This is a genomic window from Brucella sp. RRSP16 (assembly GCF_052246815.1).
Taxonomy (GTDB): Bacteria; Pseudomonadota; Alphaproteobacteria; order Rhizobiales; family Rhizobiaceae; genus Brucella; species Brucella intermedia.
Genome location: NZ_JBQQAM010000017.1, coordinates 1 through 25,357 on the forward strand (window position 1 = coordinate 1; position 25,357 = coordinate 25,357).

Below are 25,357 nucleotides of genomic sequence, written 5' to 3' on the forward strand. Positions count from 1 at the left end.
GGAACCGCTCTAACTATTTGTTTTATCGCATTATCCAACGCATCGAAGCGGCATAAGAAATCAGTCCAGTGAACTGATTTCCCCGCGTAGACGTTTCACACTTTTGCTGGAAATGCTCTAAAGCCGCCTTTGTCGTCTCTTTTCCCTCATCCTGAGGAGCCTCCTGAGCCTGTCGAAGGAGGCGTCTCGAAGGGCTGAGGGAAAACGCACAACGCCTGCCCTCGGCCCTTGGACAGGCTCAGGATGGTGACGGCGAAAAAGACGCATAAGCCCAATCTGGAATGGTCAAGCAGTAATCCCAATCGTTCCGTCCTCGCCGACCGTCACCCGATGGCCAGCGAGTTGCTTTTGCGCCTCGCGGTCGAGTTCAACGGCGACGGGCACATCATGGCCCATTTCACGGGCAACGATGAGGCCGAGCAGCAGGATCGCATCAGGCTCGTGCAGGACAATGGCTGCGGGCGCGTGGCCGCTATGGACCAGTTCCAGCAGAACGGCAGCGGCTGACGACGAGCCGATGGTTCCCGGCAGGCACAGCACGCGCCCGGCGATGTTTTGCCCATGTTCCGGATGACGCACATCGGCAATCCGCCCGCTTTTCGGATCGACGCCGCCCCAGAAGCTGATCGGCGCGGAGAGAACCAGCGCCTCGGCATCAGCGGCCTTGCCAGTAACGAGTATAGAAGTTTTCCCGATGCTCATGCTGCCTGCCTCCCGAAAACCGGTCTGCCAGCGACAGCGCTTTCCACGCATTCCTCCAGCGAACCGTAAAGCACGCCATAGCCGGTATTGCCGGGGGCATAATGGGCGAACTTGCCGGAATTGGTCATCAGGATGGCGTCATCCTTAGCTGGCAAAATAGGTGTGACGACGACGCAAGTATCGGCGACGATGACGACGCCTGCCCTTTCCAGCGCCTGCCTGCGCCCGTCTTTCTCCAGCTCGGCCAGCGCATGACGGCCCGTACAGGCATAGAGCGAGACAGCGAGCTTGCGTTGCGCTATGGCGCGCTCCAGACGGTCGAATTCCGTTATCGAAAGATGCGGACTGCCAATGGCGACCGCATCGATATGGTCCACGCGTTCGACAGTCGAAAGCCGCTTGCGCGTCGCCTCGACCATGTCTCGCGTGACGCGGATGACGCCCTCCGGTTCCTGATGCTGCAAGGCCGTTTCAAGGTCGGGGGCTTCCGGTGTCACGCCCGCAATATGGAACAATCCGACCGCGCCCACCGATGCCGAGGCCGCACCGAAGGCCTTGAGATCATCTTCATCGGGGTGGACGGGACTGCCCGCGACGACACCGATATTCGTTCCCACGCTGCGACCGAACAGATTGCCGAGAATCGGCCAGGCCACCTCCGAAGACAGGAAGGCAGGATCGAGCGCCGAAATATCGATCACCACCGTAGCGCGGCGGTTTTCGGTGCGATGAAGACCATAATCGGGGGCGCGTCCTGCAATGGCGCAGGCGATATCCAGGAAATCGCCATAGCGATTGGTGCGCGCGCCCAGAACCGAATTGCAGAACACGACCGCATTGGATTCGCCCCATGCGACATCGGTTCCCTGTGCTGGCCTGTGGCCCGCCTGATAAGGCGCGCAGGTCCATGTCGGCTCGCAGCCGAGCTTGATGTAGGCCCGCATCATGCGCCTAGCCATATCTGCCTCGTGAGCCGGCAAAAGATTATGCGAACAGCCGGTCAGATCTATGGAACCGACATTGAGTGTGGCGCGCACCCTGACCTTCGCGCCGCCCTCCACCAGCTTCTCAGCAAAAAGCGTTCCGCTATCGCCGTGATAGAGCGCACCGTCGATATGCGCCGATGCGACAGGGATAAGACGCGGCGCACCCATAAGCCGCGCAGTGTCGGCCACGATGCGCATTGCCATCGCAGCGCCTCCCCCCTGATCGCCAGCCGCTATCGACCGCTCTTCATCGGTTAATGTCAGTGCCACGCGTGATCTCCTTGCGCATGGTTATGGATGTGGGGCGGCTATAGCCCGGATGCGCGTTTTCCGCGATCTTGCGATATCCGAGCTTCTCAAACACCGCCCGATTGCGAGCAAGCTCGATACGCACCTGCAACTCAATCGAGGGCTTGCCTTTTGCAAGCGCAACATCTTCCGCCTTTTGCATCAGCAATCGCCCAATGCCTCTTCCCTCAAAAGCGGATGCGACGGCAAGCTTGCCGAGATAAAAGCCCTCGGCCTTTTCCCGTATGAAGACACAGCCGACAAGTCTGCCATCAAGGAAGGCTGCAAAGCCGGTTTCTTCCTCGGCCTTCTGCCGCAAATTTTCCGCCGTCAGCAAACCTGCTGACGAGGGCGGATCGATCACGCCGTCCGTATAGGCGAAGCTGTCGCGGATCATGCCGAGCAGTTCTTCCCACTGCTCGAAATTCCCGCCAATAACTTCGACACGCAGAGCCGTCATTTCGGTTTGCGCGCCTTGTAGCGGATGGTTTCGAAGCGGACATTCAGCGCATTATAGAGCAGCAGCCGACCGACCAGCGGCTCGCCGATGCCCGTGATGAGCTTGATGACTTCCATTGCCTGCAGGCTGCCGATCACACCCGGCAGGACGCCCAGCACTCCGGCTTCGGCACAGGTCGGCACCGTTCCGGGCGGCGGCGCTTCCGGGAAAAGATCACGATAGGACGGGTTGGGCATGCCATCGGGGCTGTTTGCGTATGGCATCAGCACCGTGACCGTGCCGTCGAAACGGCCCATGGCGCCGGTCACCAGCGGGCGACCGACTTTGGCAGCGGCATCGGCCAGAATATAACGCGTGGTGAAATTGTCCGAACCATCCACCACAATATCGTAATTGCCGATCAGGGCTTCGGCATTGTCCGCATCGAGGCGGAGCTGATGCCCTTCTACCCTCACATGCGGGTTGATGCGGGCAATGGTGGCGAGCGCGCTTTCCACCTTCGGCTGGCCGACGCTTTGCGTATCGTGGATGACCTGCCGCTGCAGGTTGGACAGCGAAACCGTGTCATCGTCGATGATGCCGAGCGTGCCGACACCCGCCGCTGCCAGATATTGCAGCACAGGCGCGCCAAGACCGCCTGCGCCGACGATCAATATGCGGGCGGCCTTCAGCTTCTGCTGGCCCGGCCCGCCGATTTCCGGCAGCACGATATGGCGCGCGTAGCGTTCGAGTTCTTCGGATGAAAAGGGCTTCGATGGTGCGTTCATGGTCGGCAAACATATGCCTCTGCCGACCCGCTGTCAGCGGATATTTTGCCTCAGAGCGGGGTAAGCGTGCCAGCCGCCACATTGAAAAATTGCGCTTCCCCTTCAAGCGCCTCAAAAAGCGCCCGATCCGTGCCGGTCATGAAGGCTTGCCCGCCAAGCTCATTAAGGATGCCGAAGAGTGCGGCGCGGCGTCCCGTATCGAGATGCGCGGCGATTTCATCGAGCAGGAGTATGGGGGCCATGCCGGAAAGCTCCGCCGTCAGCCGCGCATGAGCAAGCACCAGACCGATCAGCAGGGCTTTCTGCTCACCGGTGGAACAAAGTGCGGCAGGCATCGCCTTGGGGCGATGCTGGACGATCAGATCGGTGCGATGCGGACCTTCCAGCGTGCGGCCTGCCGCCCGGTCGCGTGCGCGGCCATCGCGCAGGGTGCGTCGGAAATCCTCTTCAAGATCAAGCGCCGCCTCGACACTGATTCTCTGCTCAAGCGTTCCTTCCAGAAAGCAGTCAGCCTTGGGAAACGGTCCTTCGGCTGGCAGCCGCTCGATCATCGCCGCGATCAGGCGCATGGCTTCGGCACGGGCGGCTGCGATGGCCGTGCCAAGTTCAGCCATCTGGCTTTCTATCGCATCCAGCCATTGGTCGTCACCGTTGCCGTCGCTCAGCAACCGGTTGCGGCTGCGCATTGCCCGTTCATAATCGAGCACGCGCTTGCCGTGCGCGGTATCGATGGCGAGCACCATGCGGTCCAGAAAACGCCGCCGGTCGGAAGCGCCTCCGGTGAACAGCCCATCCATCGACGGCACCACCCAGAGAATGCGCGCATAATCGAGCAGATCGTCGCCGGAAGCGGCAATACCGTTGATGCGGACCTTGCGGCCACCCTCGCCGCCGCCAGCGGTGCCGGTGCCGATCTCGGCCTCGCCATAGATCATGCAATCAAGCGCGGCATGGATGGCAAAGCCATCGAGCGAACTGGTGCGTGCGACATCGTCATAAGCAGCGCGGCGCAGGCCGCGCCCCGGTGACAGAAAGGAAACCGCTTCGATCAGATTGGTCTTGCCGGAGCCGTTTTCGCCGGTCAGCACCACGTGGCCGGGGCCAAGCGGCAACGACAATTCCGCATAGTTGCGGAAATTGACAAGCTTAAGCCGCCGGATCGAAACGCGATCCGGGCGGCTTTGATCAGGCTCGGGCCTATTCACTTTTCTGTTCTTTAAACACGCATAGGCATGAGAACGTACAGCACATCTTCATCGCCCGTATCGCGCACCAGTGTCGGTGAACCGGCATCGGCCAGCATGAAGACCGCATCGGAACCCGAAAGCTGGCTGGTGATATCGAGCAGGTATTTCGAGTTGAAACCGATATCGAGCGGATCGGCATCGTAATCGGCAGCAAGCTCGTCGGTTGCGCTGCCGGAATCGGGATTGTTGACGGTGAGTGTCAACTGACCATCGGCGATGGAGAGCTTCACCGCGCGGCCACGTTCGCTGGAAATGGTCGAGACGCGGTCGACGGAGGCCGCGAATTCCTGGCGGCCAATGGTGAGCTTCTTGTCGTTGCCGGACGGAATCACGCGCTGGTAATCCGGGAAGGTGCCGTCGATCAGTTTCGAGGTGAGCACCACCGAGCCGACCGTGAAGCGGATCTTGGCGTCCGACAGTTCAACCGTAACGACCACTTCCGGCACGTCGACCAGCTTCTGCAGTTCGGCGACCGTCTTGCGCGGAATGATGATGCCGGGCATGCCTTCGGTGCCGGACGGCGCTTCCAGCTCGGCGCGCGCCAGCCGGTGGCCGTCGGTCGCGACAGCACGGAGCTTCAGCGCGCCATCGCTTTCGATGGCGTGGAAGAAAATGCCGTTGAGGTAATAGCGGGTTTCTTCCGTCGAATCGCAAACTGCGTGCGGTCGATGAGGCGTTTCAGCGCCTGCGCCTCGATCAGGAAGGAGTGGGTGAAGGCGCCAGCGGTCAGTTCCGGGAAATCGGACTGCGGCAGGCACTGCAGACGGAAGGACGACTTGCCGGATATGACCGACATGGAACCGCCATCCGGGTTGGTCGAGAGCATGACTTCGGCGCCATCGGGCAACTTGCGGACGATATCGTAGAGGAGATGCGCCGGAACCGTCGTGGCGCCAGCCTGCTCCACCATGGCGGCCGTCGCTTCATTGACCTCAAGATCAAGATCGGTCGCCTTGAGCGCGAGGCTTGCGCCCTCAGCCTGCAAAAGCACGTTCGACAGAATCGGTATCGTGTTGCGGCGTTCCACGACGCGGTGGACGTGATTGAGAGATTTGAGAAGGTTCGATCGCTCTAGGGTAACACGCATGTTCAAACGCACTCGCTCGCTGGGACAGGGCAACTGCATCTGACGGGCAGGCAGGCGGCCCCTGTCGATAAGGCGCCCGGGGCGCCAGAAGGTCCGTTAAAGTGGCAGATTTTTAAGGAGAAAAGCAAGCCCGCGCCGTGTCGGAAAGCGACAGGGCCCGGGCTTTTTGTTGATAACCGCCATTGATAGCGGGGAAGGTCGGATCGCCGCATCGACCTTTCCGAAAATCGATTCCGATTTTCGGGTCGATGCCGGGATACATACTAGAGCCGATGCTGAGCCCGTCAGGCTGCCTGATCGTTGATAAGGCGCTTGAGAAGCTCCAGTTCCTGGGCGAGCTTGGTATCGGCGCCGACCAGATCCTCGATCTTGCGCACGGCGTGCAGGACCGTGGTGTGATCGCGACCGCCGAAGCGGCGACCGATTTCCGGCAGGGAACGCGGCGTCATCATCTTGGCAAGATACATTGCCACCTGACGCGGCTTGACGATGGTGCGCGTGCGGCGGTTCGACAGCAGGTCCTGCTTCGAGACATTGTAATGCCGCGCGACGATGCGCTGGATTTCCTCGATGCGGATACGCTTCGGTTCGCCGACGCGGGTCAGGTGACCGAGCAGTTCATCGACGCGGTCGATGGAGATGTTCGGCTCGAAGGACTGGCGGAACAGAAGCTGGTTGAAAGCGCCTTCCAGTTCACGGCCCGATCCGGTGACGGTGCGGGCCACATGGGAGAGAATCTCTTCGCCAATCGTGAGGCTCGGATCTTCCGCCTGCGCTGCGGCCAGTCGGCGGCGCAGCATTTCGACGCGCATTTCATAGTCGGGCGCGGCCACTTCAAGCGCAACGCCGCCCTGAAGACGCGAACGGACACGCACATCAAGCGATTCCAGTTCGGAAGGCGCACGGTCGGCGGCGACAACGACCTGCTTTGCGCTGTCGAGCAACGTGTTCAGGAGATGGCAGAACTCGTGCTGGATCGACTTGCCCTGCAGGAACTGCATGTCGTCGATCACGAGAAGGTCGATATCGCGAAGCTGTTCCTTGAAGGACAGCGCATTGTTGTCGCGGATGGCGGTGGCGAAGCGCCACATGAAATATTCTGCCGTCAGATAGACGACGCGGGCCTTTTCCTGGCGCTGGAGCGCCGCGGCGGCGATCGCCTGCAGAAGGTGAGTCTTGCCGAGACCGACGGAAGCATGGATGAAAAGCGGATTGAAGCGAACGGCGCTGGAACCGGCTTCCGCAATGGTGCGGGCAGCGGCGAGCGCGACGCGATTCGATGCGCCATCGACGAAGCTGTCGAACGTATAGCGGGGATCGAGCGGCGAGCCGAGCACGGCACCCGAAGCCGCCGCCGATTCTGCGACGACGGCGGAACCGCGCTTGTCGCCCACCGGCTGGCCGCCAAAGGACTGGCCGAGCGGGAACACCATCTTTTCGCGCGGGGCGACGACCGGCTTGTTCTCGGAAGCTTCGCAGGCTTCGACCGGAGCGGCGCTGCGCACCACGCGGCTTACGCCACGTACCACGACTTCAACCTTCAGAATCTGCGGGTTTTCTTCCTGCCACAGCTCGGTCAGCAGTTCGGAATAGTGATTGTTGATCCAAGAGCGCAGGAAGGCCGTCGGAACCGACAGGCGGACAATGCTCTTGGAGATGTCGTCGAGCTTCAGACGACCGAACCAGCTGGAATAAATCTCGGTGCCGACGCGGGCTTTCAGCTTTGCCGTAAGGCGCTCGAAAACCTCATCACCAGCGTTGCCGCTCAACTCGACCAGGCTCTTGTCATTTCCGGTAGCAGAAGATCCGTGGATACGGTTCGCATGTGCATCATCACCCATCGTTGCCGTCGATTTGCCGGTCATCATTGCCATCGTCTCGCCTGCCTTCACATTCGTACGCGCCGTTTTCTGGCGCTTGTCATTTTTTCCTGTCCGCGCCGCGGATTATCATCCGTCTGGCCAGCAGGTACTCACTCACAAAGCCCGGCTCGAAAGCTCTGGGCCAAACACAAACTCAAACGGTCCCATCAGGACCAACACCCGGATACTCCTTCCCGGCGACCTTTTTACGACTCACAACACTTTTATCGGAGGCTGATTGCCCGGAAAGAAATCCGCCACAACCATTCAATTGTCGGGGACATGCCTAAAACGGCATTCCGGTTAATGAATGGTAAGCAATCAACCATGAGGATCAGGACCTTACGACCAGAATATAACACCCGCGGGCTGTGACACCCACGCCGACAAACTCGTTATTTGATGCTAACTCCGGGCCGATGGCCCACCCCTCTTATGTCCTGACTTTAGCGAAGCCTCGCAGCAAAGGGCAAGCCTCAGAAAACCACATTTTTTTACTGAAAGCTCTTGCAGGGCCTCCCCACAACAGGGGGGAATCGGATGCCAGCGAAATAACACCTTTGGATTCAATGCGTTTTCATAGGACAATTTTTAGGTGGTCCTGATATGTTCCGTCCGAAAAATAAATTTAAAAAAAATTCTTGACTCAAACCCACTTCCGAGTCCCTAAACCCGCCTGTGGATAACAGTGGATAAGAATCTGCAACCATTTGAAAATACTAATCAAATCAACACTCACAGGATTGACGCCCCTCTCAAAAATTCCAGCTAGTCATTGAAATATCTCTTCAATTGGAGATGGAAAGAAAGAACGCAGGTTGTCCAAAAAACGCTCAAAAAAGAAAACCCGGCTAACAATGAGCCGGGTTTCGAAACTGATCCATAAGAATGGATGAATATTAGGCGTTGAGAGCCTTAACGCGATGGGCAAGGCGCGAGACCTTACGCGAAGCGGTATTCTTGTGCATCACGCCCTTGGAAGCTGCGCGCATCAGCTCAGGCTCAGCAGCCTTGAATGCGAGTTCTGCAGCCTGCTTGTCGCCGCTCAGGAGAGCGTCTTCGAGCTTACGCACAAAGGTGCGAACGCGCGAACGGCGGGACTTGTTGATTTCGGTGCGGGCAGCGATCTTGCGCACTGCCTTCTTGGCCGAAGGAGTATTGGCCATAAATGCCTCTCTTTTTTCTGTCAGCTAGCCAGGGGCAAAAACCGCCGGGCACAAAACCTCTAGGGCAGCCGAGAAAAATCCTTTGGGCCGCCGATCCGTGGGCGGGCTTATAGATCAGCTTTGGGGCGGCGTCAACGTGGATTCTGCCCCAAAGGTCGATCACAGAGCCGCAAATCCGGCCCAAAAGCCCAATAAAAGCCCAATAAAAGCTCAGCGGAAGCAGCCGGAAGACTTCCACGACGCCCTTGTCGGGGCAGCCTGTTGGCCGCCAAACCGATCAATCAGCGATTCTTGAACGATGGCGTGCGCTTGTCGATGAAGGCCGCCATGCCCTCCTTCTGGTCTTCCGTCGCAAACAGGGAGTGGAACTGGCGACGCTCGAAACGAAGCCCTTCGCTCAGCGTCATTTCATAGGTGCGGTTGACCGCTTCCTTGACCATCAGCACGGAGGGACGCGAGAAGGATGCAATGCGTTCGGCAGCCTTCAAAGCCTCTTCCAGAAGTTCTTCCGGCGCGACCACCCGCGAGACCAGGCCGCTGCGTTCGGCTTCCGCCGCATCCATCATGCGTCCGGTCAGGCACATATCCATTGCCTTGGACTTGCCCACATAGCGGGTGAGACGCTGCGAGCCGCCCATGCCGGGCATGACGCCGAGGGTGATTTCGGGCTGGCCAAACTTGGCGTTGCTGCCGGCAATGATGAAATCGCACATCATGGCAAGTTCACAGCCGCCACCGAGCGCATAGCCCGAAACCGCCGCGATGATCGGCTTGCGGACACGGTCCACCTTCTGCCAGTCGGCGAACATGTCCTGAAGATAGGCGTCCACGAAATCGATAGGCTGCATTTCCTTGATGTCGGCACCTGCGGCAAAAGCCTTTTCGGAGCCGGTGAGGACGATTGCGCCGATCTTGCCGTCCGCATCGAAAGCGCCGAGAGCTTCCGTCAATTCCTCAAGCACCTTGCGGTTCAGCGCATTGAGCGCCTGCGGACGATTGAGACGAATGAGGCCCACGCTGCCGCGCGTCTCAACGATGATCGTATCATAGGCCATGAATTTGAACTCCTCCATCAACGGCTGGCTGGTTGGCGGGCAAAGTGGACTGGCAGGACTTCTTTTTCAAGCATTCATTGCTGGCAGGAGGCACAGAAAAAAGTCGAACGTCCCGACTGTACCGCCCGTTCCACAAAGCCGTTGCAGGCGGGATTTCGGCAAGGCTCGCCCTCGCGACCATAGACGGAGAAGGAGTGCTGGAAATAGCCGAGCGCGCCATCTGCCTGAATATAGTCCTTGAGGGTTGAGCCGCCTGCGGCAATGGCTTCCGCAATCACCGTTCGAATGTCGGAAGCAAGCCGCTCCATGGTTTCTGGGTCCTGTGCGACAGAACCGGCGGCACGCATCGGCGACAGGTGGCTGCGCCAGAGTGCCTCGCAGACATAGATATTACCGAGACCAGCTATCAGCCGCTGGTCGAGCAGCGCGGCCTTGAGGGGTGCCTTGCGGCCCGCGAAGAGTTCCGACAGGACAGTGCCCGAAAGCAGATTGCCCGTCGGCTCTATGCCAAGGCCCGCAAGCAGCGGATGACTGTCGAGCGTGCCTTCTTCGGCAAAGAGCATGAAACCGAACCGTCGCGGATCGTTATAGACCACGCGGGCAGCGCCGCCATCGGCACGCTGAAGGTGAAACACCACATGATCATGCGCACTCAGCTTGGAACGCTCGTGATGGAACTGGCCGGGCATATCGCCACCCTCATCCGTCTCGATGCGAAACGACCCCGACATGCCCAGATGGCTGATGACGGAAAGGCCGTCATCAAGATGGATCGTGAGATATTTTGCGCGGCGCCCGAGCGCCGAAATGCGCCGGCCCGAAAGACGTTGGGCAAAACGGTCTGGAAAGGGAAAGCGCAGGTCCGGGCGGCGCTGTTCGACCTGGCTGACGGTCGCGCCTTCCATGACGGGCTGCAGACCACGGCGAACCGTCTCGACCTCTGGTAATTCGGGCATTGAAAACTGATCCTGAACAAGAGCCGTGCATCGGCTTTGCCCTTATATGTTGAGTTTTGCCCGCAATGCCAAGATGCTCAGCAATTGGTGCAGGGGATCGTGTTCGTATAGCGCGGCGCCAGATAATAGGTTTCGCTCATCGGAATGCTCGTGGAAATCCATGAATTGAGCGGCTTGTAGTCAAGTTCGACATCGACCTTGATGAAATAAGAACCTTCACTCACGAGCGTGGAGGGAATAGTACCGGTGCTACCCTTCTTGACGGCAAAATCCGCCGCATTGGCGTAGGACCAGTCGACTTTCGGCGTCAGGTTGTTGGCGGCGCCATAGATCCTGATCGCGGTGATCCTTATCTTCGGGCTGGTCCGCCCATAGGGCAGAAGCGAAGCCCGGCTGATATTGAACATGTCGTCCAGATCATTCTTCGTGACCGACAACTGGCGGGCGACCAGATCGGCAAGGGCACTCGCCGAGCGCGACACTTTCTTGTTCGTATCCACCCCATCGGCAAGGTCGACGGAACCCAGGTAAATCAGAAGCAGGAGCGGCGCGATGAGCGCGAATTCAACCGCTCCCAGGCCGCGCCGGTCACTCAGAAAATTCCGAAGATAGTTACGCATGACAATGATCGCTCCGGTGATCGCTCTGAGGATCCCTCTGGAATGCATCCCGAAAAGTTTGAACCGGTTTCGGGGCGCGTTGGTTATCTCAGTTCGGGAAAGGCTCGTTCTGCCAGGTAAGCGTTGCAAAAAGCGGCATCGTGCCGCCTGCAGCATGGGGACTTTGCATCAGATAGAGGATGTTCGTCAGCACCGGCCATGCGTAAACAACGTTGAGCTGGTTGATGGTGGAGGTTCCGCTCGTCCCGGTAATGCCCGTCCGCGTGAGCTTGCCCTCTTCATCGAGAATCGTGTCCGTCGGAACCTGGCCGAACCCTTCATAGGTTCCAAGATTGAACGAAAGATTGGGACAGCCGGACGCGACCATGAACTGCATCTGCTGACAAAGTTCATTGCGCAGGGCGTCCACGCTGATCGGTGCGTCTTTGATCTGGATGCCTCCGATCCTGCCCGACGTCTGCAACTTGCGAGCCACGGTCTCCGTCGCATTGGCTATGACCTGGCGTGCCGCAAAACTCACGCCGATCTCGATCGTCGCGAAGACGATGAGGAGGAACGGAACGATGAGCAGCACGAATTCCACCGCTGCCACGCCATTTTGCGCACGAGGGAAACGGCGCAGGCATACGCCCACCCGCGCAAGGCGACGCGCCAAGATCTCCAATGTCATAACCCCACCCAATTCTGCCTGAACTCGATCAAGAATTCGATTGGGCGTATGGTTACAACAGGACAACCTGAAAGAGTATTAACGCAAGCGCGGCCTCACGCACGAATATCGCTATTTGTCGTCGAAGCCGTTCTTCGTTGAGGCTTTTTCGCAATAGGGTGTGCAGGAAAGCGTTTGCACTTCGGCCTGCCGATAAATCCGCGTCGTTCCGCGTGTGTTGCGGGAGACGACCAGTTCACGGTCGAGGATCGGTTCGCCCTGCTTGTCCATGACGACGATATTGGTGACGCCGAAATCCTTGCCGGTCAGGACGATGGTTTGTGCGTCCTGAACGACTGCATCGGCGATCGACGGATTGCCGATCACGACGCTGTCGGCGGGACGCGCCAGCCGCAAAATACGCGCCTGGCTGGTTTCAAGGGCGATATAGTCTTCCGAAGATGCCGGTGCGACCGCAATCACAGCCATGAAAGCCGCGCCCATGGCAGGCACCACGCCGAAGCCACCCAAAGAAAACAAACGACGCCCCACGCGACATTCCCCCGCTGATATAATGGGCCAAGCTCATGAAGCCCCATCAATATAATGAGCAAAGAATGAACGGGATTGGTGAAGGAAGAATTAAGTCGCCACCCATCGGTGCAGACCGCGCCCGCAATTCGTCAAAGATTAACCAATCGCGCGATTGCCGCCACCTCGCAAGCCTTGCAGCACTTCATTAACCATACCTGTTAAGAGGGCCACAATTCCTCTCTCCTATGCTTCAGCACATCCGAAATTAAAGCGCACTCCCAAAAACCAGCGCGATCGGGACAGCGAGGAGCATGCGATGCCGACATTGATGACGCGTTTCATGAAGAACAGGGCCGGTTCGACAGCGATCGAATATGCGCTGATCGGCACGCTCGTTTCCATTGCGATCATAAGCGGCGTCGCGCTCATGGCCGGCAGTGTCGGCGACAAATTCAACGAAACGGCGAGACAGTTCGAACAGGCGACGAACCGCTAGGCATAAGAACAATTCCGTGCAGACGGTGGGGTGACAGTTGACGCGGGGGCGGCAATGACAGCAATGGCCATGACGGCAACAGTTATGACGGCAATCTTCGCTCTGGCAATGGTGACGGCCATGGTCACCGACCTGACGTCGATGACGATCCGCAACCGTGTTTCCATCGGGCTGACCCTCGGTTTTCTCCTGCTCGCGCCCCTGTGCGGCATTTCCCTTTCCGATTTCGGCTGGCACCTGGCGGTTGGCGGCATCGCGCTCGTCATCACCTTTGCACTCTTCTGCCTTCGCGCCATGGGTGGTGGTGACGCCAAGCTGATCGCGGCGACGGCCTTGTGGTACGGCCCCGATCCCAGCCTCTTGGATTATCTCGTGATGGTTTCGATCCTCGGCGGCGTGCTCACGCTCACGATCATCCTCTACCGGCTGGTTCCGCGCCCGCTTCTGGCTGACCGTTTTGCATTCATGGGCACGCTCGCCCGCAAGGATGTAGGCATTCCCTACGGCATTGCGCTTGGCGCCGCCGGTCTCTGGACATTTCCGCTGACGCCCGTCGGAGAATCGATGAAAGCCTATATGGCGGGGATGTTTTGAACGCTTTGGCGCACAACGCCTACGTGTAATTTCAATCTTTCTTTATGCGAATAAGATTATATTAACCATAATTACACGATTGCCAGTGCAATTTTGGAACACGTCATCAAGGCGTGGGGATTTGCGCGGGGCATATCATGAAATCAGCTCGACTGCTCATTTTAGGAGTAGCCGTTCTTGCGGCTGGTGGCGCTGGCTATATTGCCATGAACCTTGCCACGCCGCCGCCTGCGCCCGTCGTCGCCGCCCCTGAAGCACCGCAGATCAAACTGGAGGACGTGCTCGTCGCCACCGAAAATCTTGGTGTCGGCGCGGAGCTCACATCGCAGATGCGCTGGCAGCCCTGGCCGGCCGAGGCTATCAGCGAAGGCTATATCACACGCGCGAGCGAACCCGATGCCATCAATCAACTGAGCGGCGCCACGGTCCGGCTGCAGTTCTTCACGGGCGAGCCGATCCGCAAGGCCAAGCTCATCGGTCCGGGACAGAGCTTCATGTCGTCGATCCTGCCGCCCGGCATGCGCGCCGTCGCGACGCAGATCAATGCCGAAAGTTCGGCGGGCGGCTTCATTCTTCCCAATGATTTCGTCGATGTCATCATGACCCGCCGCAAGCCGGACAATGGCGACAAGTCGCTCACACCCTTCACCACCGAAACCGTGCTGCAGAATGTGCGGGTTCTGGCAATCGACCAGGCGATCCAGGAAGACGAGCAGGGCCGCAAGGTCATGGTTGGCCAGACCGCGACGCTGGAAGTGACGCCGGAACAGGCCGAAATCATCACCGTTGCCCAGCAGATGGCAGACCGCCTGACATTGGCGCTTCGCTCGACACAGGATGTCGAGGACAGGGACATCAAGCAGGCGGACTATCTGGTTTCTTCGCCCACCCGCAGCGGGACGGTCAAGGTCATCAAATCCGGCAGCGTTACAGAAATAGGACCGCGCTCATGAGAAAGACAAACCGCGTGCGCCCATATTCCGCAAGGATCGCGCTGTTGGCCGGCGCGCTTGCAACCGTTTCCCTGCCTCTCGCCGACATGACCGCAATGGCGGCGGCAGGCATCGTCAAGGTTGGCAGCCAGCAGCGTTCGCAGACGATCAAGCTCGGCCTCAACAAATCGGTTGTCCTCGATCTCCCGCAGGACGCCTATGACGTTCTCGTCTCCAATCCGACGATAGCCGATGCTGTGACGCGCACGTCGCGGCGCATCTATCTTTTCGGCAAGCAGGTCGGACAGACCAATATCTTTGTCTTCGGACAGAATGGCGAGCAGGTCGCATCGATCGATGTCGAGATCGAGCGGGACGTGAGCGGGCTTTCGTCCCAGCTCAAGCGCCTCATCCCGGGTTCCGATATTCGCGTCGAACTCATCAACGACAATGTGGTGCTGACCGGAACCGTGCAGACCCCGCAGGATTCGGCGCAGGCCGCAAAGCTTGCCGGTCTTTTCGTTTCCGGTGGCGAAGCAACAACCGGTCAATATTCAACCACGGCCTCCGCCCCGACCGATGGCGGCGGTGTCGCCATCAACAATCCCGACTGGGGGCGTCGGCAGAGCGCAATCGTCAATATGCTCACCATCGTCGGCGAGGATCAGGTGACGCTGAAAGTCACCGTCGCCGAGGTCAGCCGCTCCGTCATGAAGCAGCTTGGCGTCAACATGACGGGCAGCGGCGTATCAAACGGTATTTCCTACGGCGGGATTTCCGAGAATATCGCAGGCGCCATCGGCAACAACCTTTCCGATACCGGGTTCGGCCTCGCGACGAGCAACTTTTCCGCCTATCTGCGGGCGATGGAATCGGCAGGCGTGATGAAGACCCTCGCCGAACCTACCTTGACCGCAATCTCCGGTGAAAAGGCGGCTTTCAATGTCGGCGGCGAATATAATGTCATCAACAGCGTGACCTATGACGACGACGGAAAACGCACCAATCAGCTGGCCAAGATCAATTATGGCATCGGTCTGGAATTCATGCCGACCGTGCTGGGGCCGGGACGCATCAGCCTGAAAATCAGAACCTCCGTCTCGGAGCCGACAACTGAAGGCGCTGGCACGACAAACAAGATGGAAGGCGTTGGCGCGAGCGTCCTGTCGCTGCGAAAGCGCGTTGCCGACACGACTGTGGAACTGCCGTCCGGCGGTTCCATGATGATCGGCGGCCTGATCCGCGATGAAGTGCGCCAGTCGGTTTCCGGCTTTCCGGGCCTCACCAAGATTCCAGTCCTCGGCGCGCTATTCCGCAGCAAGGATTTCATTCGCAACGAATCCGAACTGGTGGTGATCGTCACGCCTTATCTGGCGCGACCGGTCGCCCGCCAGCAGCTTGCGCGCCCTGACGACAATCTCAACCCGGCCAGCGATGGCGCGGGATACATCCTCGGCAAGGTCAATCGCGTTTACGGCACGATGGAAACCAAATTGCCGCCCGGTCGCTACAACGGCGTCGTCGGTTATATCTACAAGTGAGCGGGGACAGATCATGACCTATTCAGTCAGAGGCTTTTGCAGGATTTCCGCCCGACCAGCGCTCATTGCCCTGTCGCTGGCCCTTCTTGCGGGTTGCGCGAACCGCCAGCACGTCACCGTGGGCGCGCTACCGGACGATTATCGCACCAATCACCCGATCACGATTGCCGAGCGGGAACAGGTTACCGATATTCCGATCGCACAGGCCGACCAGAAGCTGAGCCCGATGCAGCGCGGCATCGTTCAGGGCGCAATCGCCAATTACCGGCGCAGCGGCTCCGGCATGCTTTATGTTCTGGTGCCTTCAGGCGCGTCCAATCAGGCCGCAGCATACCGGCTGAGCACAGAGGTAGCGGCAACGCTGCGGCGCAGCGGCATCAAGGCAAACAATATCGCCATCGAAAACTATCCGGTCGAAAGCCCGGATGCGGCAGCCCCGATCCGCATCAGCTATTACGCGATAACGGCCGGCACGACGCCGTGCGGCCGCTGGCCGGATGACCTCGCCAGCACCCCTGAAAACAAGCATTACGCCAATTTTGGCTGCGCCTCGCAGAACAATCTGGCCGCGCAGGTCGCCAACCCGGCCGATCTTCTTGGGCCGCGCACCATGACGCCTATCGATTCGGATCGCGCGACGGCACGACTCAACGGCAATCAGGGCTATGTGAAAATGTCGCCTGCACAGACGCAAAACTGGCGCGAACCCCGCAGCCAGCAGGCCGAGTATTAAGAGGGCGCCATGAGCAACTTCGCGTTCGAACCGGAGGACGAAGCACCGGAAACAGGCCGTGCGCCGATCATGCTTGAAAATGTGCGCCCTATTCCGCGCATTTCCATCCAGGCTTTCTGCGTGAACGAAAGCGTCGCGATTCCGATCGAGCGCGCAGGCGGCGACCGGCGCATGGCAAAGACCCATCTGAAAGTCATGATGGGCGGCGTTGCGGCTGCAATCGAATTCTATCAGACCGCCTCCACCCCCAACCTGATCATCGTCGAATCGGCGTCCGAACCCAATGTGCTGCTCGAAGAATTGCAGCAGCTGTCGGAAGTCTGCGATCCCGGCTCGAAGGTCATGGTCATCGGCCATTCCAACGAAGTCTGGCTCTATCGCGAATTGCTGCGGCGCGGCGTTTCGGAATATATCGTGGCGCCTGTGTCGCTCGCCGACATTCTGGCCATCGTCTCATCGATCTTTCTCGACCCGGGTGCGGAACCGCTTGGCCGCTCCATCGCCTTCATCGGCGCGAAAGGCGGCGTCGGCGCATCGACCATCGCCCATAATGTCGCCTGGTCGATCTCCAATATGTTCCGTCACGATGTCGTGCTGGCGGACATGGACCTGCCCTTCGGCACGGCAAATATCAACTTCGATCAGGACCCGACGCTCGGCATTGCCGATGCTGTCTTTTCACCGGAACGCATTGACGAGGTCTATCTCGACCGGCTGCTCGTCCAATATGGGGACCATCTGTCGATCCTCGCGGCACCTTCGAGCCTGGAGCGGACATTCGACTTCGCCGAAGACGCCTTTGCCGAACTGATCGACGTCGCCCAGCGCAGTTCTCCGCTGGTCGTGCTGGACGTAGCTCACGGCTGGAGCGGATGGACGCGGACCACCCTGATGCGCGTCGATGAAGTGGTGATCGTCGCAACGCCCGATCTTGCCAATCTTCGCAACACGAAAAACCTCCTCGACACGCTGGCGCAGCTGCGCCCCAATGATGTGAAGCCGCATCTCGTCCTCAACCAGATGGGCATTCCGAAGCGGCCGGAAATCGCAATCGCCGATTTTGCGGAACCGCTCGGCATCGATCCCATCGCCACCATCGACTTCGATCCGCAACTTTTCGGCAATGCCGCCAATAATGGCCGAATGATCGCGGAGACCAATCCGGAAAGCCCGGTTGCCGAAGCCATCAGCCACATTGCGCATGTCGTGACCGGCAGGGCCGATGTGCAACCGCGCAAGAAGAGCGGCATATCGAGCCTGTTGGGCAAGTTTGCACGCAAGACCAAGTAACGGCAGGGAATCATGTTCGGCAGAAGAGGCAACGATACGGGAAACAGGCCGGAAAGCGGAACGCGACCGCCCGCGCCCAAACCTGCCGCGCCAGCCGCCATGCCCGCACCGGCCCAACCGGTCATGCAGCCATCCCGCACGCAGGCGGCCCATCCGGGCACGCTCGCGAAAACATCCGGGCCGACGGGCTCGCATCAGCCCGGCACGCATCAATCCAGCGGTCATGGCCGCGAAAAGACCGAGAGCTATTACGACACCAAATCGCAGGTCTTCTCGGCGCTGATCGATACGATCGACCTGTCGCAATTGTCCCGCATGGCGCCCGATGCCGCGCGCGAGGAAATCCGCGACATCGTCAATGACATCATCGCCATCAAGAACTTCGTCATGTCGATTGCCGAGCAGGAGGAACTGCTCGATGACATCTGCAATGACGTGCTGGGCTATGGTCCGCTGGAGCCGCTTCTTTCCCGCGACGACATCGCCGATATCATGGTGAACGGCTCGCGCCGGACCTATATCGAAGTGGATGGCCTGCTGCAGGAAACCGGCATCCGTTTTCGCGACAACCAGCAGCTTCTCAACATCTGCCAGCGCATCGTGAGTCAGGTCGGACGCCGCGTGGACGAATCGAGCCCGATCTGCGACGCCCGCCTGCCCGACGGTTCGCGCGTCAACGTCATTGCTCCGCCGCTGTCGCTCGACGGTCCCACCCTGACCATCCGCAAATTCCGCAAGGACAAGCTGACGCTCGACCAGCTGGTGCGGTTCGGCGCGATATCGAATGCCGGGGCGGAACTGCTGCAGATCATCAGCCGGGTGCGCTGCAATGTCATCATTTCCGGCGGCACCGGTTCGGGCAAGACCACGCTTCTGAACTGCCTGACACGCTATATCGACACGCACGAACGCATCATCACCTGCGAAGACTCGGCAGAACTGCAACTGCAGCAGCCACATGTGGTGCGTCTGGAAACCCGCCCGCCCAATCTGGAAGGCGAAGGCGAAGTCACCATGCGCGACCTTGTGAAGAACTGCCTGCGCATGCGGCCCGAACGCATCATCGTGGGCGAAGTGCGCGGACCCGAGGTATTCGATCTCCTGCAGGCCATGAATACGGGCCACGATGGTTCGATGGGCACGATACACGCCAACAGCCCGCGTGAATGCCTCAACCGCATGGAAGCCATGATCGCCATGGGCGGCTATGTGCTGCCGCAAAAGACCGTGCGCGAGATCATCGTCGGTTCGGTCGATATCATCATCCAGGCCGCACGCCTGCGCGACGGTTCCCGCCGCATCACCCACATTACGGAAGTGGTTGGGCTGGAAGGTGACGTCATCACGACCCAGGATCTCGTTCTCTACGATATCAAGGGGGAGGACGCTTCGGGACGCATTCTCGGCAGCCATAGCTCGACCGGCATCGGACGCCCCGCCTTCTGGGAGCGCGCCCGCTACTATAATGAGGATAGCCGCCTTGCCTCCGTGCTCGACGGCATGGAAAGGGCTGGTGCATGACAGGGTCCGCCAGCATTGTGATGTTCGTGGTGCTTGCCGTCATCGCCTGCGCGGCTTTGTTCTATGCGCTCTTTTATGAAAAGCTCGGCAAGAAGGATCATGCGGCGCGCCGCTTCGAAACCGTGCGCAACAGCGGTTCGGAACGGGCGATAACGCGCAGCGAGCGCGACAGAAATGCCGACATCCAGAAGCGCCGCAAGCAGCTGCAGGACAATATCAAGGATCTGGAAGCCCGGCAAAAGCAGCGCGAGAAGAACCAGAAATATCCACCCCTGCGCATTCTGCTGACCCAGGCCGGGCTCACGCTCACCTTGCAGAAATTCTATCTTTATTCCGGTGCGGCTGCGTTTTTCGCCACATTCGTCGCACTGCTCTTCGGTGCACCGCTGCTTTTCCTGCCCGGTATAGCGATTGCCGGTTTCTTCGGCCTGCCGCGCTGGTTTGTGCTGCACAGGCGCAAGCAGCGACTGAAAAAATTCCTCGAGGAATTTCCCAATGCGCTCGATGTCATCGTGCGCGCGACCCGCGCCGGGCTCCCGCTCAATGACGGTTTGCGGCTCATTGCGAGCGAGGCGGTTGAACCGGTCAAGAGCGAGTTCAAGAAGGTCGTCGAGGCGCAACAGATCGGGCTTTCCATCCCCGAGGCGGTCGGCAAGATGCCCGATTCCATGCCCTGCCCCGAAACCAATTTCTTCGCCATCGTCATCCAGATACAGGCACAGGCGGGCGGCAATCTTTCCGAGGCGCTCAACAATCTTTCAAAGGTTCTGCGCGACCGGAAGAAGATGAAGGCCAAGGTCAATGCGCTTTCCATGGAAGCCAAGGCTTCGGCTGCAATTATCGGCGCCTTGCCCTTCATCGTCATGGTTCTCGTCTACCTGACAAGCCCGCTCTATATGACGCTGCTTTTCACGTCTTCGACCGGCCATATGCTCCTGGGCATTGCAGCCGTGCTGATGCTGACAGGCATCTTCATCATGAAGACCATGATCAACTTCGATATGTGAGGCACCGGATATGTTTTCTCTCCTCACACAGAAATTGTCCGATCCCCAGTTTCTGATCGGCGCGCTGATCATGGTCGCGGTCTTTGCTACCGTGGTGACCATTCTCCTGCCGGTACTGAGCGGCAGCGCGCTCAAATCGCGCATGAAATCGGTCGCCACCGAACGCGAAGCCATTCGCTCACGCGAGCGGGCCCGTCTGGCAGCCGAAAGCGACCGGCGCGGCAGCCTGCGTCATCAGCAGAAGCCCGGCATCCGGGAATTCGTCGAAAAGCTGGATCTCAAACGGGCTCTGGCCGACGAAAAGACGGTCGCTTCGCTCCGGCAGGCTGGCTTCCGGGGGCAAAACCCACTCAACATCTTCCTGTTTTTGCGTTTCGTGCTGCCGTTCGGGGCAATGGCCGTTGCGGCAATCTACATTTTCGTACTGGGGGTGCTTGCCGATCAGACGTTCTTCGTTCGCCTTCTCGTCTGCATTTTTGCAGGCTATGCCGGTTTTTACGCGCCCAACCTCTACGTCTCGAACCGCGCAACCAAACGCAAGCAATCCATCCGGCGGGCCTGGCCGGATGCACTCGACCTGATGCTGATCTGCGTTGAATCGGGCATGTCCACCGAAGCTGCCTTTCGCCGGGTGGCTGACGAAATCGGCATCCAGTCCGTCGAGCTTGCCGAAGAACTGATGCTGACCAATGCCGAGCTTTCCTTCCTGCCGGAACGTCGTCAGGCCTATGAAAATCTCGCCAATCGCACCGGTCTGGAACCGGTGAAATCGGTCACGCAGGCGCTGATTCAGGCGGAGCGTTACGGCACGCCGGTCGCGCAGGCGCTGCGCACGCTTTCTCAGGAAAGCCGCGACCTGCGTCTGCTGGAAGCGGAAAAGAAGGCGGCGGCCCTGCCGCCGAAACTTACCGTTCCGATGATTGTTTTCTTCCTGCCGGTGCTCTTTATCGTCATCCTCGGTCCGGCCTTCATCCAGATATCGGCGCAGGGCGGATTGTTCGGCGGAAACTGATAGGGGGGTCAGCCTTTCGGCTTGTCCTTGAGCATGTTCCAGGAGTTCTGCTGCGCGAGCATTGATCGGAGATAATCCGTATTGGCCTTTGCCTGTTGCGGAGAAATCTCTTGCGCGGCAATCGCCTCGGCTTCCTGAAAGCGGCCTTGCAGACCGACCGACAGGGCGAGGTTCTGGCGCACGCGGCTATCGGCACCGGGCGCGGCTGCGGCCTGTTTGAAATAGGTTTCTGCCGTTCGGGCATCACCGGCCAGAAGATAGGACATTCCCATATTGGAGATGATCGACGGTTCATTCGGCTGAAGCTGCAGCGCCTTCTGATAAGTCGCGCGGGCTTCTTCCTTCCTGCCCATCTGGTCGAGGATGGCACCCTCCGCGGAAACCAGCTTCCAGTCGGGATAGGCCGGGTTCTGAGCGCGGCGAATGGCGTCGAGCGCGCCGTCAAACTGGCCCGCTCCCGCAAGCGCCTTGCCATAGGCTGCAAGAACAGCCTGATCCTTCGGGTAGACGATGGCGAGCGCCCGCATGACCGCCAACGCCTGATCGTTGCGGCCAAGGCGGCCCAGCACATTGGCATAGTTGAGCGCGGTCTGGCGATCCTTCGGATTGCGTTCATATTGTGCGCCAAGCCGCCCGGCCATTGCAGCAAGCTGCGCGTCGTTCATGTGATCGAAAGTCGCAACCGTTGCCGCGCGGCGCACCGAGCCTGTCGTCGTCCGGTCAACCGATGTGCAGCCGGAAAGAACCAATGCTGAAAGAATGCAGGCGAAACCGAGACGTGTTGCGATAGCGTCTTTTCGAGCGATGTTCAGCATCCCGCCTCTCCTGCCGAAGCGCGTCGTGACCCGACATGCTTCAGTCTCTCGTTTCATGCATGTCTCATCCCGAAACCGGTTCGGGATTCGGAGACATGATCAAGGCCGGACGATGCGCCCATGCCCCCTCAAGCCCAATTCCTGATAAATCAATAATCCGTTAACCCTAATGATTGGTTAACAAAGCGATTGCGGTTTTGGTTTCCGCGCGGCAATAATCGCGCTATCTGTTTGTTTTGGCGCGCATCTTGTCCGGAAACCGCTTCACACTTTTCGGCGTGCGCCATCTGCTTGTTTTTATGAACTTCCGACAAAATCCCAGCGCTTTTGCCGGACATCGCTTACTGGCCAGAAAGAGCATCATGTCTGTCGAACTTCTTTCCCGAAAATCCGAACAAAGCCGCCCTATCTGGTTTACGCCGAAGGGCGGTCTGGAAACTTCCGGCCTTCCCGCCGCAGCAGTTGCATGGGCCAAGGCCAATGGCTTTGATGGCGAAGCCGGACGTGTGCTCGCCCTCCCCGGCGCGGACGGATCGGTATCGGGTGCACTGTTTGGGACCGGCGATGAAAAGACCGGCCAGTCGCAGCTTCTGGCCGGAAAGCTCGCGCGCAGCCTCCCGGAGGGCGACTGGCATATCGACGGCACGGTCGATGATGCAGCGCTTGCAGTTCTGGGCTTCCTGATGGGCGGCTATGATTTCACGCGTTATCGCAAGGCCAATGGCAAGGCGGTCCGACTGGCCTTGCCGGACGGCCTGGACGAAGCCGAACTCCGCCGCATCGCCGGCGCGGTGACGCTGGTGCGCGACCTCATCAACACGCCGACCAACGACATGGGGCCGGATGCCCTCGAAAACGCCGCCCGTGAACTGGCGAAAAAATACAAGGCCGACATTGCCGTCACCGAAGGCGATGCACTTCTGGAAAAGAATTTTCCGATGATCCACGCGGTCGGTCGCGCTGGCGCCATTGCGCCGCGCCTGATCGATCTTGGCTGGGGCAAGGCGGGCGACCCGAAAATCACGCTGGTCGGCAAGGGCGTCTGCTTCGATACCGGCGGTCTCGACATCAAACCGGCAAGCGGCATGCTCCTGATGAAGAAGGACATGGGCGGAGCCGCCAATGTGCTGGGTCTCGCCTCCATGGTCACGGATGCGCAATTGCCGGTGCGGCTGCGGGTGCTCATCCCAGCCGTGGAGAACTCGATCGCCGGCAATGCCTTCCGGCCGGGCGACGTTCTGCAAAGCCGAAAAGGACTGACCGTCGAAATCGGTAATACCGATGCGGAAGGCCGGCTGGTCCTTGCCGACGCGCTGACGCTGGCCGACGAGGAAGAGCCTGAACTCGTGATCGACATGGCGACGCTGACGGGGGCTGCGCGTGTCGCGCTTGGCCCCGACCTGCCGCCATTCTATACGCATGATGACCGGCTTGCCGCTTCCATCGCCCAATGCGCGGAAGCGACAGCGGACCCGCTATGGCGGATGCCGCTCTGGAAGCCCTATGCGCAAAAACTTTCCTCGCGGATCGCCGACATCAACAATGTCACTACCGACGGGTTCGCCGGATCGGTGACGGCAGCGCTTTTCCTCAGCAAATTTGTCGAAAAGGCTCGAAGCTGGGCCCATTTCGACATTTTCGGCTGGGTGCCGGTTGAAAAGCCCGCTTCTCCGGTCGGCGGCGAAGCGCAGGCCATTCGCGCTCTTTACCAGCTTTTGAAGGAACGCTATCCGGCGCGCTGAATCCGCTTGCCTGAAACGCCGAAAGCAGATTGAATAAAACGGTTCCGAAACAATCCCCGTTTGGGTGGGACCGGATGCCAATTGAGCTGAAGCCGTTGCAGGCGCTGACATTGCTGAGAACCCTGTCGCTGGAACAGGTGCGTGATGAGATGCCCGATCTCACCACGCGGCAGACAGCCATTCTCCTGACCATCTATCTGGAGCCCCCGCCGCATACAGTGCGGGGACTTGCAGCGAAACTGAACGTCACCAAGCCGGTTATCACCCGCGCGCTCGACACGATGGGCGCGCTTGAGTTCGTCTCCCGGCATCGTGATGAAAAAGACCGGCGAAATGTGCTAGTAAAGAGGACGGTCGCCGGTGCACTTTATGTTGAAAAACTGGGCGATCTGGTGATCGCCAAAGCCAGGGAGTTACCACTTTGACCATGCTCGACCGCCGTCTCAACGCCTACCGTCCCGACCTCGCCGATGAAAGGCTGACCGGTCAGGTGGAAGCTGCGCGTTTTGCCGCCGGAACGCCGATGCAGGTTTCCGCCCCGGTTGTCGATCTGCGGGGCGAACCGCGCATGGATAGCGGGCCGCAGACCCAGATGATCTTTGGCGATTCCCTCCGCGTCTTCGAGGAAATGGACGGCTGGTCGTGGGTGCAGGCCGAACGCGACGGTTATACCGGTTACGTCTCCTCTGCCGCGCTGGAACGTCCGTCAGGCGAGGCCACGCATATGGTAGTTGTGCCGCGCACCTTCGTTTATCCCGGCTCCGATCTCCGTTTCCCGCACACCAAGGCGCTGTCACTCGGTTCACGCCTGCGCATCGTCGGGGCTGCCGAGACGCGCGGCACGAAATATGCGCTGCTGGAAAGCGGCGAGGCACTGATTGCAAGCCATCTTGCCCCGGTGAGCGAACATGCGGCGGATTATGTGACCGTCGCCGAAACGCTCCTCCATACGCCCTATCTGTGGGGCGGTACGTCGGGTTTCGGCATCGATTGCTCCGGCCTCGTGCAGCTCTGCATGTGGGTGGCGGGCAGAAAGGTTCTGCGCGATTCCGACATGCAGCAGGATGCGCTCGGTGAAATCGTCGAGCCCGATGCGAACTATTCAAATCTGCAGCGCGGCGATCTCGTCTTCTGGAAGGGCCATGTCGCCATCTGCGCATCGCCCGATATGCTGATCCATGCGAGCGGCCATACGATGACGGTTACGCTGGAACCGCTGCAGGACGCGATCAAGCGCATCGCCTATCTCTACGATCTGCCGACGCTTATCCGCAGACCCTGAAAGCAAGACAGGG

The 25,357-nt window shown here is 59.5% G+C and carries 26 protein-coding genes and 1 pseudogene; 12 read left to right on the plus strand and 15 right to left on the minus strand.

The genetic code is table 11. The features are described from left to right. Window positions 1-285: 285 nt before the first annotated feature. The 13 genes and pseudogenes from ACS5UA_RS20525 to ACS5UA_RS20585 all read right to left on the minus strand — a co-directional run bounded on the left by ACS5UA_RS20525 (window position 286) and on the right by ACS5UA_RS20585 (window position 12,397). Entirely contained in the window at window positions 286-702 is a 417-nt protein-coding gene (locus tag ACS5UA_RS20525) for an aconitase X swivel domain-containing protein (protein WP_063619879.1), read from the minus strand. Further along, complete coding sequence (locus ACS5UA_RS20530; RefSeq protein ID WP_182506509.1) at window positions 699-1,958, minus strand: aconitase X catalytic domain-containing protein; 1,260 nt, start codon at window positions 1,956-1,958, stop codon at window positions 699-701. Before ACS5UA_RS20530 ends, ACS5UA_RS20525 begins: the two co-directional genes overlap by 4 nt. Further along, window positions 1,936-2,436, minus strand: a complete 501-nt coding sequence (locus ACS5UA_RS20535; protein WP_112702095.1) for a GNAT family N-acetyltransferase — start codon at window positions 2,434-2,436, stop codon at window positions 1,936-1,938. The genes ACS5UA_RS20530 and ACS5UA_RS20535 overlap by 23 nt, the downstream gene beginning before the upstream one ends. Further along, window positions 2,433-3,203 (minus strand): molybdopterin-synthase adenylyltransferase MoeB, encoded by a 771-nt coding sequence (locus ACS5UA_RS20540; protein WP_112672452.1) that lies wholly within the window; start codon window positions 3,201-3,203, stop codon window positions 2,433-2,435. The genes ACS5UA_RS20535 and ACS5UA_RS20540 overlap by 4 nt, the downstream gene beginning before the upstream one ends. A 50-nt stretch (window positions 3,204-3,253) precedes the next feature. Beyond that, window positions 3,254-4,408, minus strand: a complete 1,155-nt coding sequence (gene recF / locus ACS5UA_RS20545) for a DNA replication/repair protein RecF (RefSeq protein WP_006465721.1) — start codon at window positions 4,406-4,408, stop codon at window positions 3,254-3,256. Between the two features lie 11 nt (window positions 4,409-4,419). After that, window positions 4,420-5,537, minus strand: a pseudogene (dnaN, locus tag ACS5UA_RS20550) (DNA polymerase III subunit beta). Between the two features lie 284 nt (window positions 5,538-5,821). Continuing rightward, window positions 5,822-7,405 carry a chromosomal replication initiator protein DnaA gene (gene dnaA / locus ACS5UA_RS20555; protein WP_025090663.1) on the minus strand — a complete coding sequence of 528 codons (1,584 nt, stop codon included), beginning with the start codon at window positions 7,403-7,405 and terminating at the stop codon, window positions 5,822-5,824. A gap of 893 nt (window positions 7,406-8,298) precedes the next feature. Beyond that, on the minus strand, window positions 8,299-8,565 hold the full coding sequence (rpsT, locus tag ACS5UA_RS20560) for a 30S ribosomal protein S20 (RefSeq protein WP_006465717.1): 267 nt from the start codon (window positions 8,563-8,565) through the stop codon (window positions 8,299-8,301). 281 nt (window positions 8,566-8,846) lie between these two features. Then, window positions 8,847-9,620 (minus strand): enoyl-CoA hydratase, encoded by a 774-nt coding sequence (locus tag ACS5UA_RS20565; protein WP_112672446.1) that lies wholly within the window; start codon window positions 9,618-9,620, stop codon window positions 8,847-8,849. Window positions 9,621-9,694: 74 nt separating this feature from the next. Beyond that, entirely contained in the window at window positions 9,695-10,576 is an 882-nt protein-coding gene (gene mutM, locus ACS5UA_RS20570; protein WP_443101735.1) for a bifunctional DNA-formamidopyrimidine glycosylase/DNA-(apurinic or apyrimidinic site) lyase, read from the minus strand. Between the two features lie 77 nt (window positions 10,577-10,653). Beyond that, window positions 10,654-11,196 carry a TadE/TadG family type IV pilus assembly protein gene (locus tag ACS5UA_RS20575; RefSeq protein ID WP_112672442.1) on the minus strand — a complete coding sequence of 181 codons (543 nt, stop codon included), beginning with the start codon at window positions 11,194-11,196 and terminating at the stop codon, window positions 10,654-10,656. 88 nt (window positions 11,197-11,284) lie between these two features. Continuing rightward, complete coding sequence (locus ACS5UA_RS20580) at window positions 11,285-11,866, minus strand: TadE/TadG family type IV pilus assembly protein (RefSeq protein WP_100647724.1); 582 nt, start codon at window positions 11,864-11,866, stop codon at window positions 11,285-11,287. 111 nt (window positions 11,867-11,977) lie between these two features. After that, on the minus strand, window positions 11,978-12,397 hold the full coding sequence (locus ACS5UA_RS20585) for a pilus assembly protein N-terminal domain-containing protein (protein WP_112702090.1): 420 nt from the start codon (window positions 12,395-12,397) through the stop codon (window positions 11,978-11,980). A 298-nt stretch (window positions 12,398-12,695) separates the two neighbouring features. Here ACS5UA_RS20585 and ACS5UA_RS20590 point away from each other — a divergent pair, with 298 nt between their 5' ends. The 9 genes from ACS5UA_RS20590 to ACS5UA_RS20630 all read left to right on the plus strand — a co-directional run bounded on the left by ACS5UA_RS20590 (window position 12,696) and on the right by ACS5UA_RS20630 (window position 21,505). Continuing rightward, the gene (locus ACS5UA_RS20590) at window positions 12,696-12,875 is read left to right on the plus strand and encodes a Flp family type IVb pilin (RefSeq protein WP_006473080.1); all 180 of its coding nucleotides are present in this window, start codon (window positions 12,696-12,698) and stop codon (window positions 12,873-12,875) included. Window positions 12,876-12,929: 54 nt separating this feature from the next. Beyond that, a complete protein-coding gene (locus tag ACS5UA_RS20595) occupies window positions 12,930-13,469 on the plus strand; it encodes an A24 family peptidase (RefSeq protein ID WP_420868377.1) in 540 nt (179 codons plus the stop codon). Window positions 13,470-13,606: 137 nt separating this feature from the next. Continuing rightward, window positions 13,607-14,422 (plus strand): Flp pilus assembly protein CpaB, encoded by an 816-nt coding sequence (gene cpaB / locus ACS5UA_RS20600; RefSeq protein ID WP_006473082.1) that lies wholly within the window; start codon window positions 13,607-13,609, stop codon window positions 14,420-14,422. After that, complete coding sequence (locus ACS5UA_RS20605; protein WP_006468179.1) at window positions 14,419-15,942, plus strand: type II and III secretion system protein family protein; 1,524 nt, start codon at window positions 14,419-14,421, stop codon at window positions 15,940-15,942. The genes cpaB and ACS5UA_RS20605 overlap by 4 nt, the downstream gene beginning before the upstream one ends. A gap of 13 nt (window positions 15,943-15,955) precedes the next feature. After that, window positions 15,956-16,675 carry a CpaD family pilus assembly protein gene (locus ACS5UA_RS20610; RefSeq protein ID WP_063619871.1) on the plus strand — a complete coding sequence of 240 codons (720 nt, stop codon included), beginning with the start codon at window positions 15,956-15,958 and terminating at the stop codon, window positions 16,673-16,675. Between the two features lie 9 nt (window positions 16,676-16,684). Beyond that, window positions 16,685-17,965, plus strand: coding sequence for an AAA family ATPase (locus tag ACS5UA_RS20615; protein WP_063619870.1), 1,281 nt, complete (start codon window positions 16,685-16,687; stop codon window positions 17,963-17,965). Between the two features lie 12 nt (window positions 17,966-17,977). Continuing rightward, window positions 17,978-19,486, plus strand: a complete 1,509-nt coding sequence (locus ACS5UA_RS20620; RefSeq protein ID WP_112672434.1) for a CpaF family protein — start codon at window positions 17,978-17,980, stop codon at window positions 19,484-19,486. After that, the gene (locus ACS5UA_RS20625; RefSeq protein ID WP_443101736.1) at window positions 19,483-20,493 is read left to right on the plus strand and encodes a type II secretion system F family protein; all 1,011 of its coding nucleotides are present in this window, start codon (window positions 19,483-19,485) and stop codon (window positions 20,491-20,493) included. Before ACS5UA_RS20620 ends, ACS5UA_RS20625 begins: the two co-directional genes overlap by 4 nt. Window positions 20,494-20,503: 10 nt before the next feature. Next, window positions 20,504-21,505, plus strand: a complete 1,002-nt coding sequence (locus tag ACS5UA_RS20630) for a type II secretion system F family protein (RefSeq protein WP_183515826.1) — start codon at window positions 20,504-20,506, stop codon at window positions 21,503-21,505. 8 nt (window positions 21,506-21,513) lie between these two features. Here ACS5UA_RS20630 and ACS5UA_RS20635 read toward each other — a convergent pair whose 3' ends face one another. Continuing rightward, window positions 21,514-22,320 carry a tetratricopeptide repeat protein gene (locus tag ACS5UA_RS20635; protein ID WP_021587642.1) on the minus strand — a complete coding sequence of 269 codons (807 nt, stop codon included), beginning with the start codon at window positions 22,318-22,320 and terminating at the stop codon, window positions 21,514-21,516. Window positions 22,321-22,469: 149 nt separating this feature from the next. Continuing rightward, the gene (locus ACS5UA_RS20640; protein ID WP_162713534.1) at window positions 22,470-22,658 is read right to left on the minus strand and encodes a hypothetical protein; all 189 of its coding nucleotides are present in this window, start codon (window positions 22,656-22,658) and stop codon (window positions 22,470-22,472) included. Between the two features lie 24 nt (window positions 22,659-22,682). Between ACS5UA_RS20640 and ACS5UA_RS20645 the strand changes: the two genes are divergently transcribed. The 3 genes from ACS5UA_RS20645 (at window position 22,683) to ACS5UA_RS20655 (ending at window position 25,344) form a co-directional block, all read left to right on the plus strand. Beyond that, window positions 22,683-24,062, plus strand: a complete 1,380-nt coding sequence (locus tag ACS5UA_RS20645; RefSeq protein WP_112672536.1) for a leucyl aminopeptidase family protein — start codon at window positions 22,683-22,685, stop codon at window positions 24,060-24,062. Window positions 24,063-24,136: 74 nt separating this feature from the next. Beyond that, on the plus strand, window positions 24,137-24,487 hold the full coding sequence (locus ACS5UA_RS20650) for a MarR family transcriptional regulator (protein ID WP_006473086.1): 351 nt from the start codon (window positions 24,137-24,139) through the stop codon (window positions 24,485-24,487). Between the two features lie 2 nt (window positions 24,488-24,489). Beyond that, on the plus strand, window positions 24,490-25,344 hold the full coding sequence (locus ACS5UA_RS20655; protein ID WP_443101738.1) for a C40 family peptidase: 855 nt from the start codon (window positions 24,490-24,492) through the stop codon (window positions 25,342-25,344). Window positions 25,345-25,357: the final 13 nt, after the last annotated feature.

Excerpts from the sequence above, each read along its gene's own strand:
- ACS5UA_RS20525 (WP_063619879.1), bottom strand. The coding sequence starts at position 702 with ATGAGCATCGGGAAAACTTCTATACTCGTTACTGGCAAGGCCGCTGAT.
- ACS5UA_RS20535 (WP_112702095.1), bottom strand. The coding sequence starts at position 2,436 with ATGACGGCTCTGCGTGTCGAAGTTATTGGCGGGAATTTCGAGCAGTGG.
- ACS5UA_RS20540 (WP_112672452.1), bottom strand. The coding sequence starts at position 3,203 with ATGAACGCACCATCGAAGCCCTTTTCATCCGAAGAACTCGAACGCTAC.
- dnaA (WP_025090663.1), bottom strand. The coding sequence starts at position 7,405 with ATGATGACCGGCAAATCGACGGCAACGATGGGTGATGATGCACATGCG.
- rpsT (WP_006465717.1), bottom strand. The coding sequence starts at position 8,565 with ATGGCCAATACTCCTTCGGCCAAGAAGGCAGTGCGCAAGATCGCTGCC.
- ACS5UA_RS20565 (WP_112672446.1), bottom strand. The coding sequence starts at position 9,620 with ATGGCCTATGATACGATCATCGTTGAGACGCGCGGCAGCGTGGGCCTC.
- mutM (WP_443101735.1), bottom strand. The coding sequence starts at position 10,576 with ATGCCCGAATTACCAGAGGTCGAGACGGTTCGCCGTGGTCTGCAGCCC.
- ACS5UA_RS20575 (WP_112672442.1), bottom strand. The coding sequence starts at position 11,196 with ATGCGTAACTATCTTCGGAATTTTCTGAGTGACCGGCGCGGCCTGGGA.
- ACS5UA_RS20580 (WP_100647724.1), bottom strand. The coding sequence starts at position 11,866 with ATGACATTGGAGATCTTGGCGCGTCGCCTTGCGCGGGTGGGCGTATGC.
- ACS5UA_RS20590 (WP_006473080.1), top strand. The coding sequence starts at position 12,696 with ATGCCGACATTGATGACGCGTTTCATGAAGAACAGGGCCGGTTCGACA.
- ACS5UA_RS20595 (WP_420868377.1), top strand. The coding sequence starts at position 12,930 with ATGACAGCAATGGCCATGACGGCAACAGTTATGACGGCAATCTTCGCT.
- cpaB (WP_006473082.1), top strand. The coding sequence starts at position 13,607 with ATGAAATCAGCTCGACTGCTCATTTTAGGAGTAGCCGTTCTTGCGGCT.
- ACS5UA_RS20605 (WP_006468179.1), top strand. The coding sequence starts at position 14,419 with ATGAGAAAGACAAACCGCGTGCGCCCATATTCCGCAAGGATCGCGCTG.
- ACS5UA_RS20610 (WP_063619871.1), top strand. The coding sequence starts at position 15,956 with ATGACCTATTCAGTCAGAGGCTTTTGCAGGATTTCCGCCCGACCAGCG.
- ACS5UA_RS20615 (WP_063619870.1), top strand. The coding sequence starts at position 16,685 with ATGAGCAACTTCGCGTTCGAACCGGAGGACGAAGCACCGGAAACAGGC.
- ACS5UA_RS20620 (WP_112672434.1), top strand. The coding sequence starts at position 17,978 with ATGTTCGGCAGAAGAGGCAACGATACGGGAAACAGGCCGGAAAGCGGA.
- ACS5UA_RS20625 (WP_443101736.1), top strand. The coding sequence starts at position 19,483 with ATGACAGGGTCCGCCAGCATTGTGATGTTCGTGGTGCTTGCCGTCATC.
- ACS5UA_RS20630 (WP_183515826.1), top strand. The coding sequence starts at position 20,504 with ATGTTTTCTCTCCTCACACAGAAATTGTCCGATCCCCAGTTTCTGATC.
- ACS5UA_RS20635 (WP_021587642.1), bottom strand. The coding sequence starts at position 22,320 with ATGCTGAACATCGCTCGAAAAGACGCTATCGCAACACGTCTCGGTTTC.
- ACS5UA_RS20640 (WP_162713534.1), bottom strand. The coding sequence starts at position 22,658 with ATGTCCGGCAAAAGCGCTGGGATTTTGTCGGAAGTTCATAAAAACAAG.
- ACS5UA_RS20645 (WP_112672536.1), top strand. The coding sequence starts at position 22,683 with ATGTCTGTCGAACTTCTTTCCCGAAAATCCGAACAAAGCCGCCCTATC.
- ACS5UA_RS20650 (WP_006473086.1), top strand. The coding sequence starts at position 24,137 with ATGCCAATTGAGCTGAAGCCGTTGCAGGCGCTGACATTGCTGAGAACC.
- ACS5UA_RS20655 (WP_443101738.1), top strand. The coding sequence starts at position 24,490 with ATGCTCGACCGCCGTCTCAACGCCTACCGTCCCGACCTCGCCGATGAA.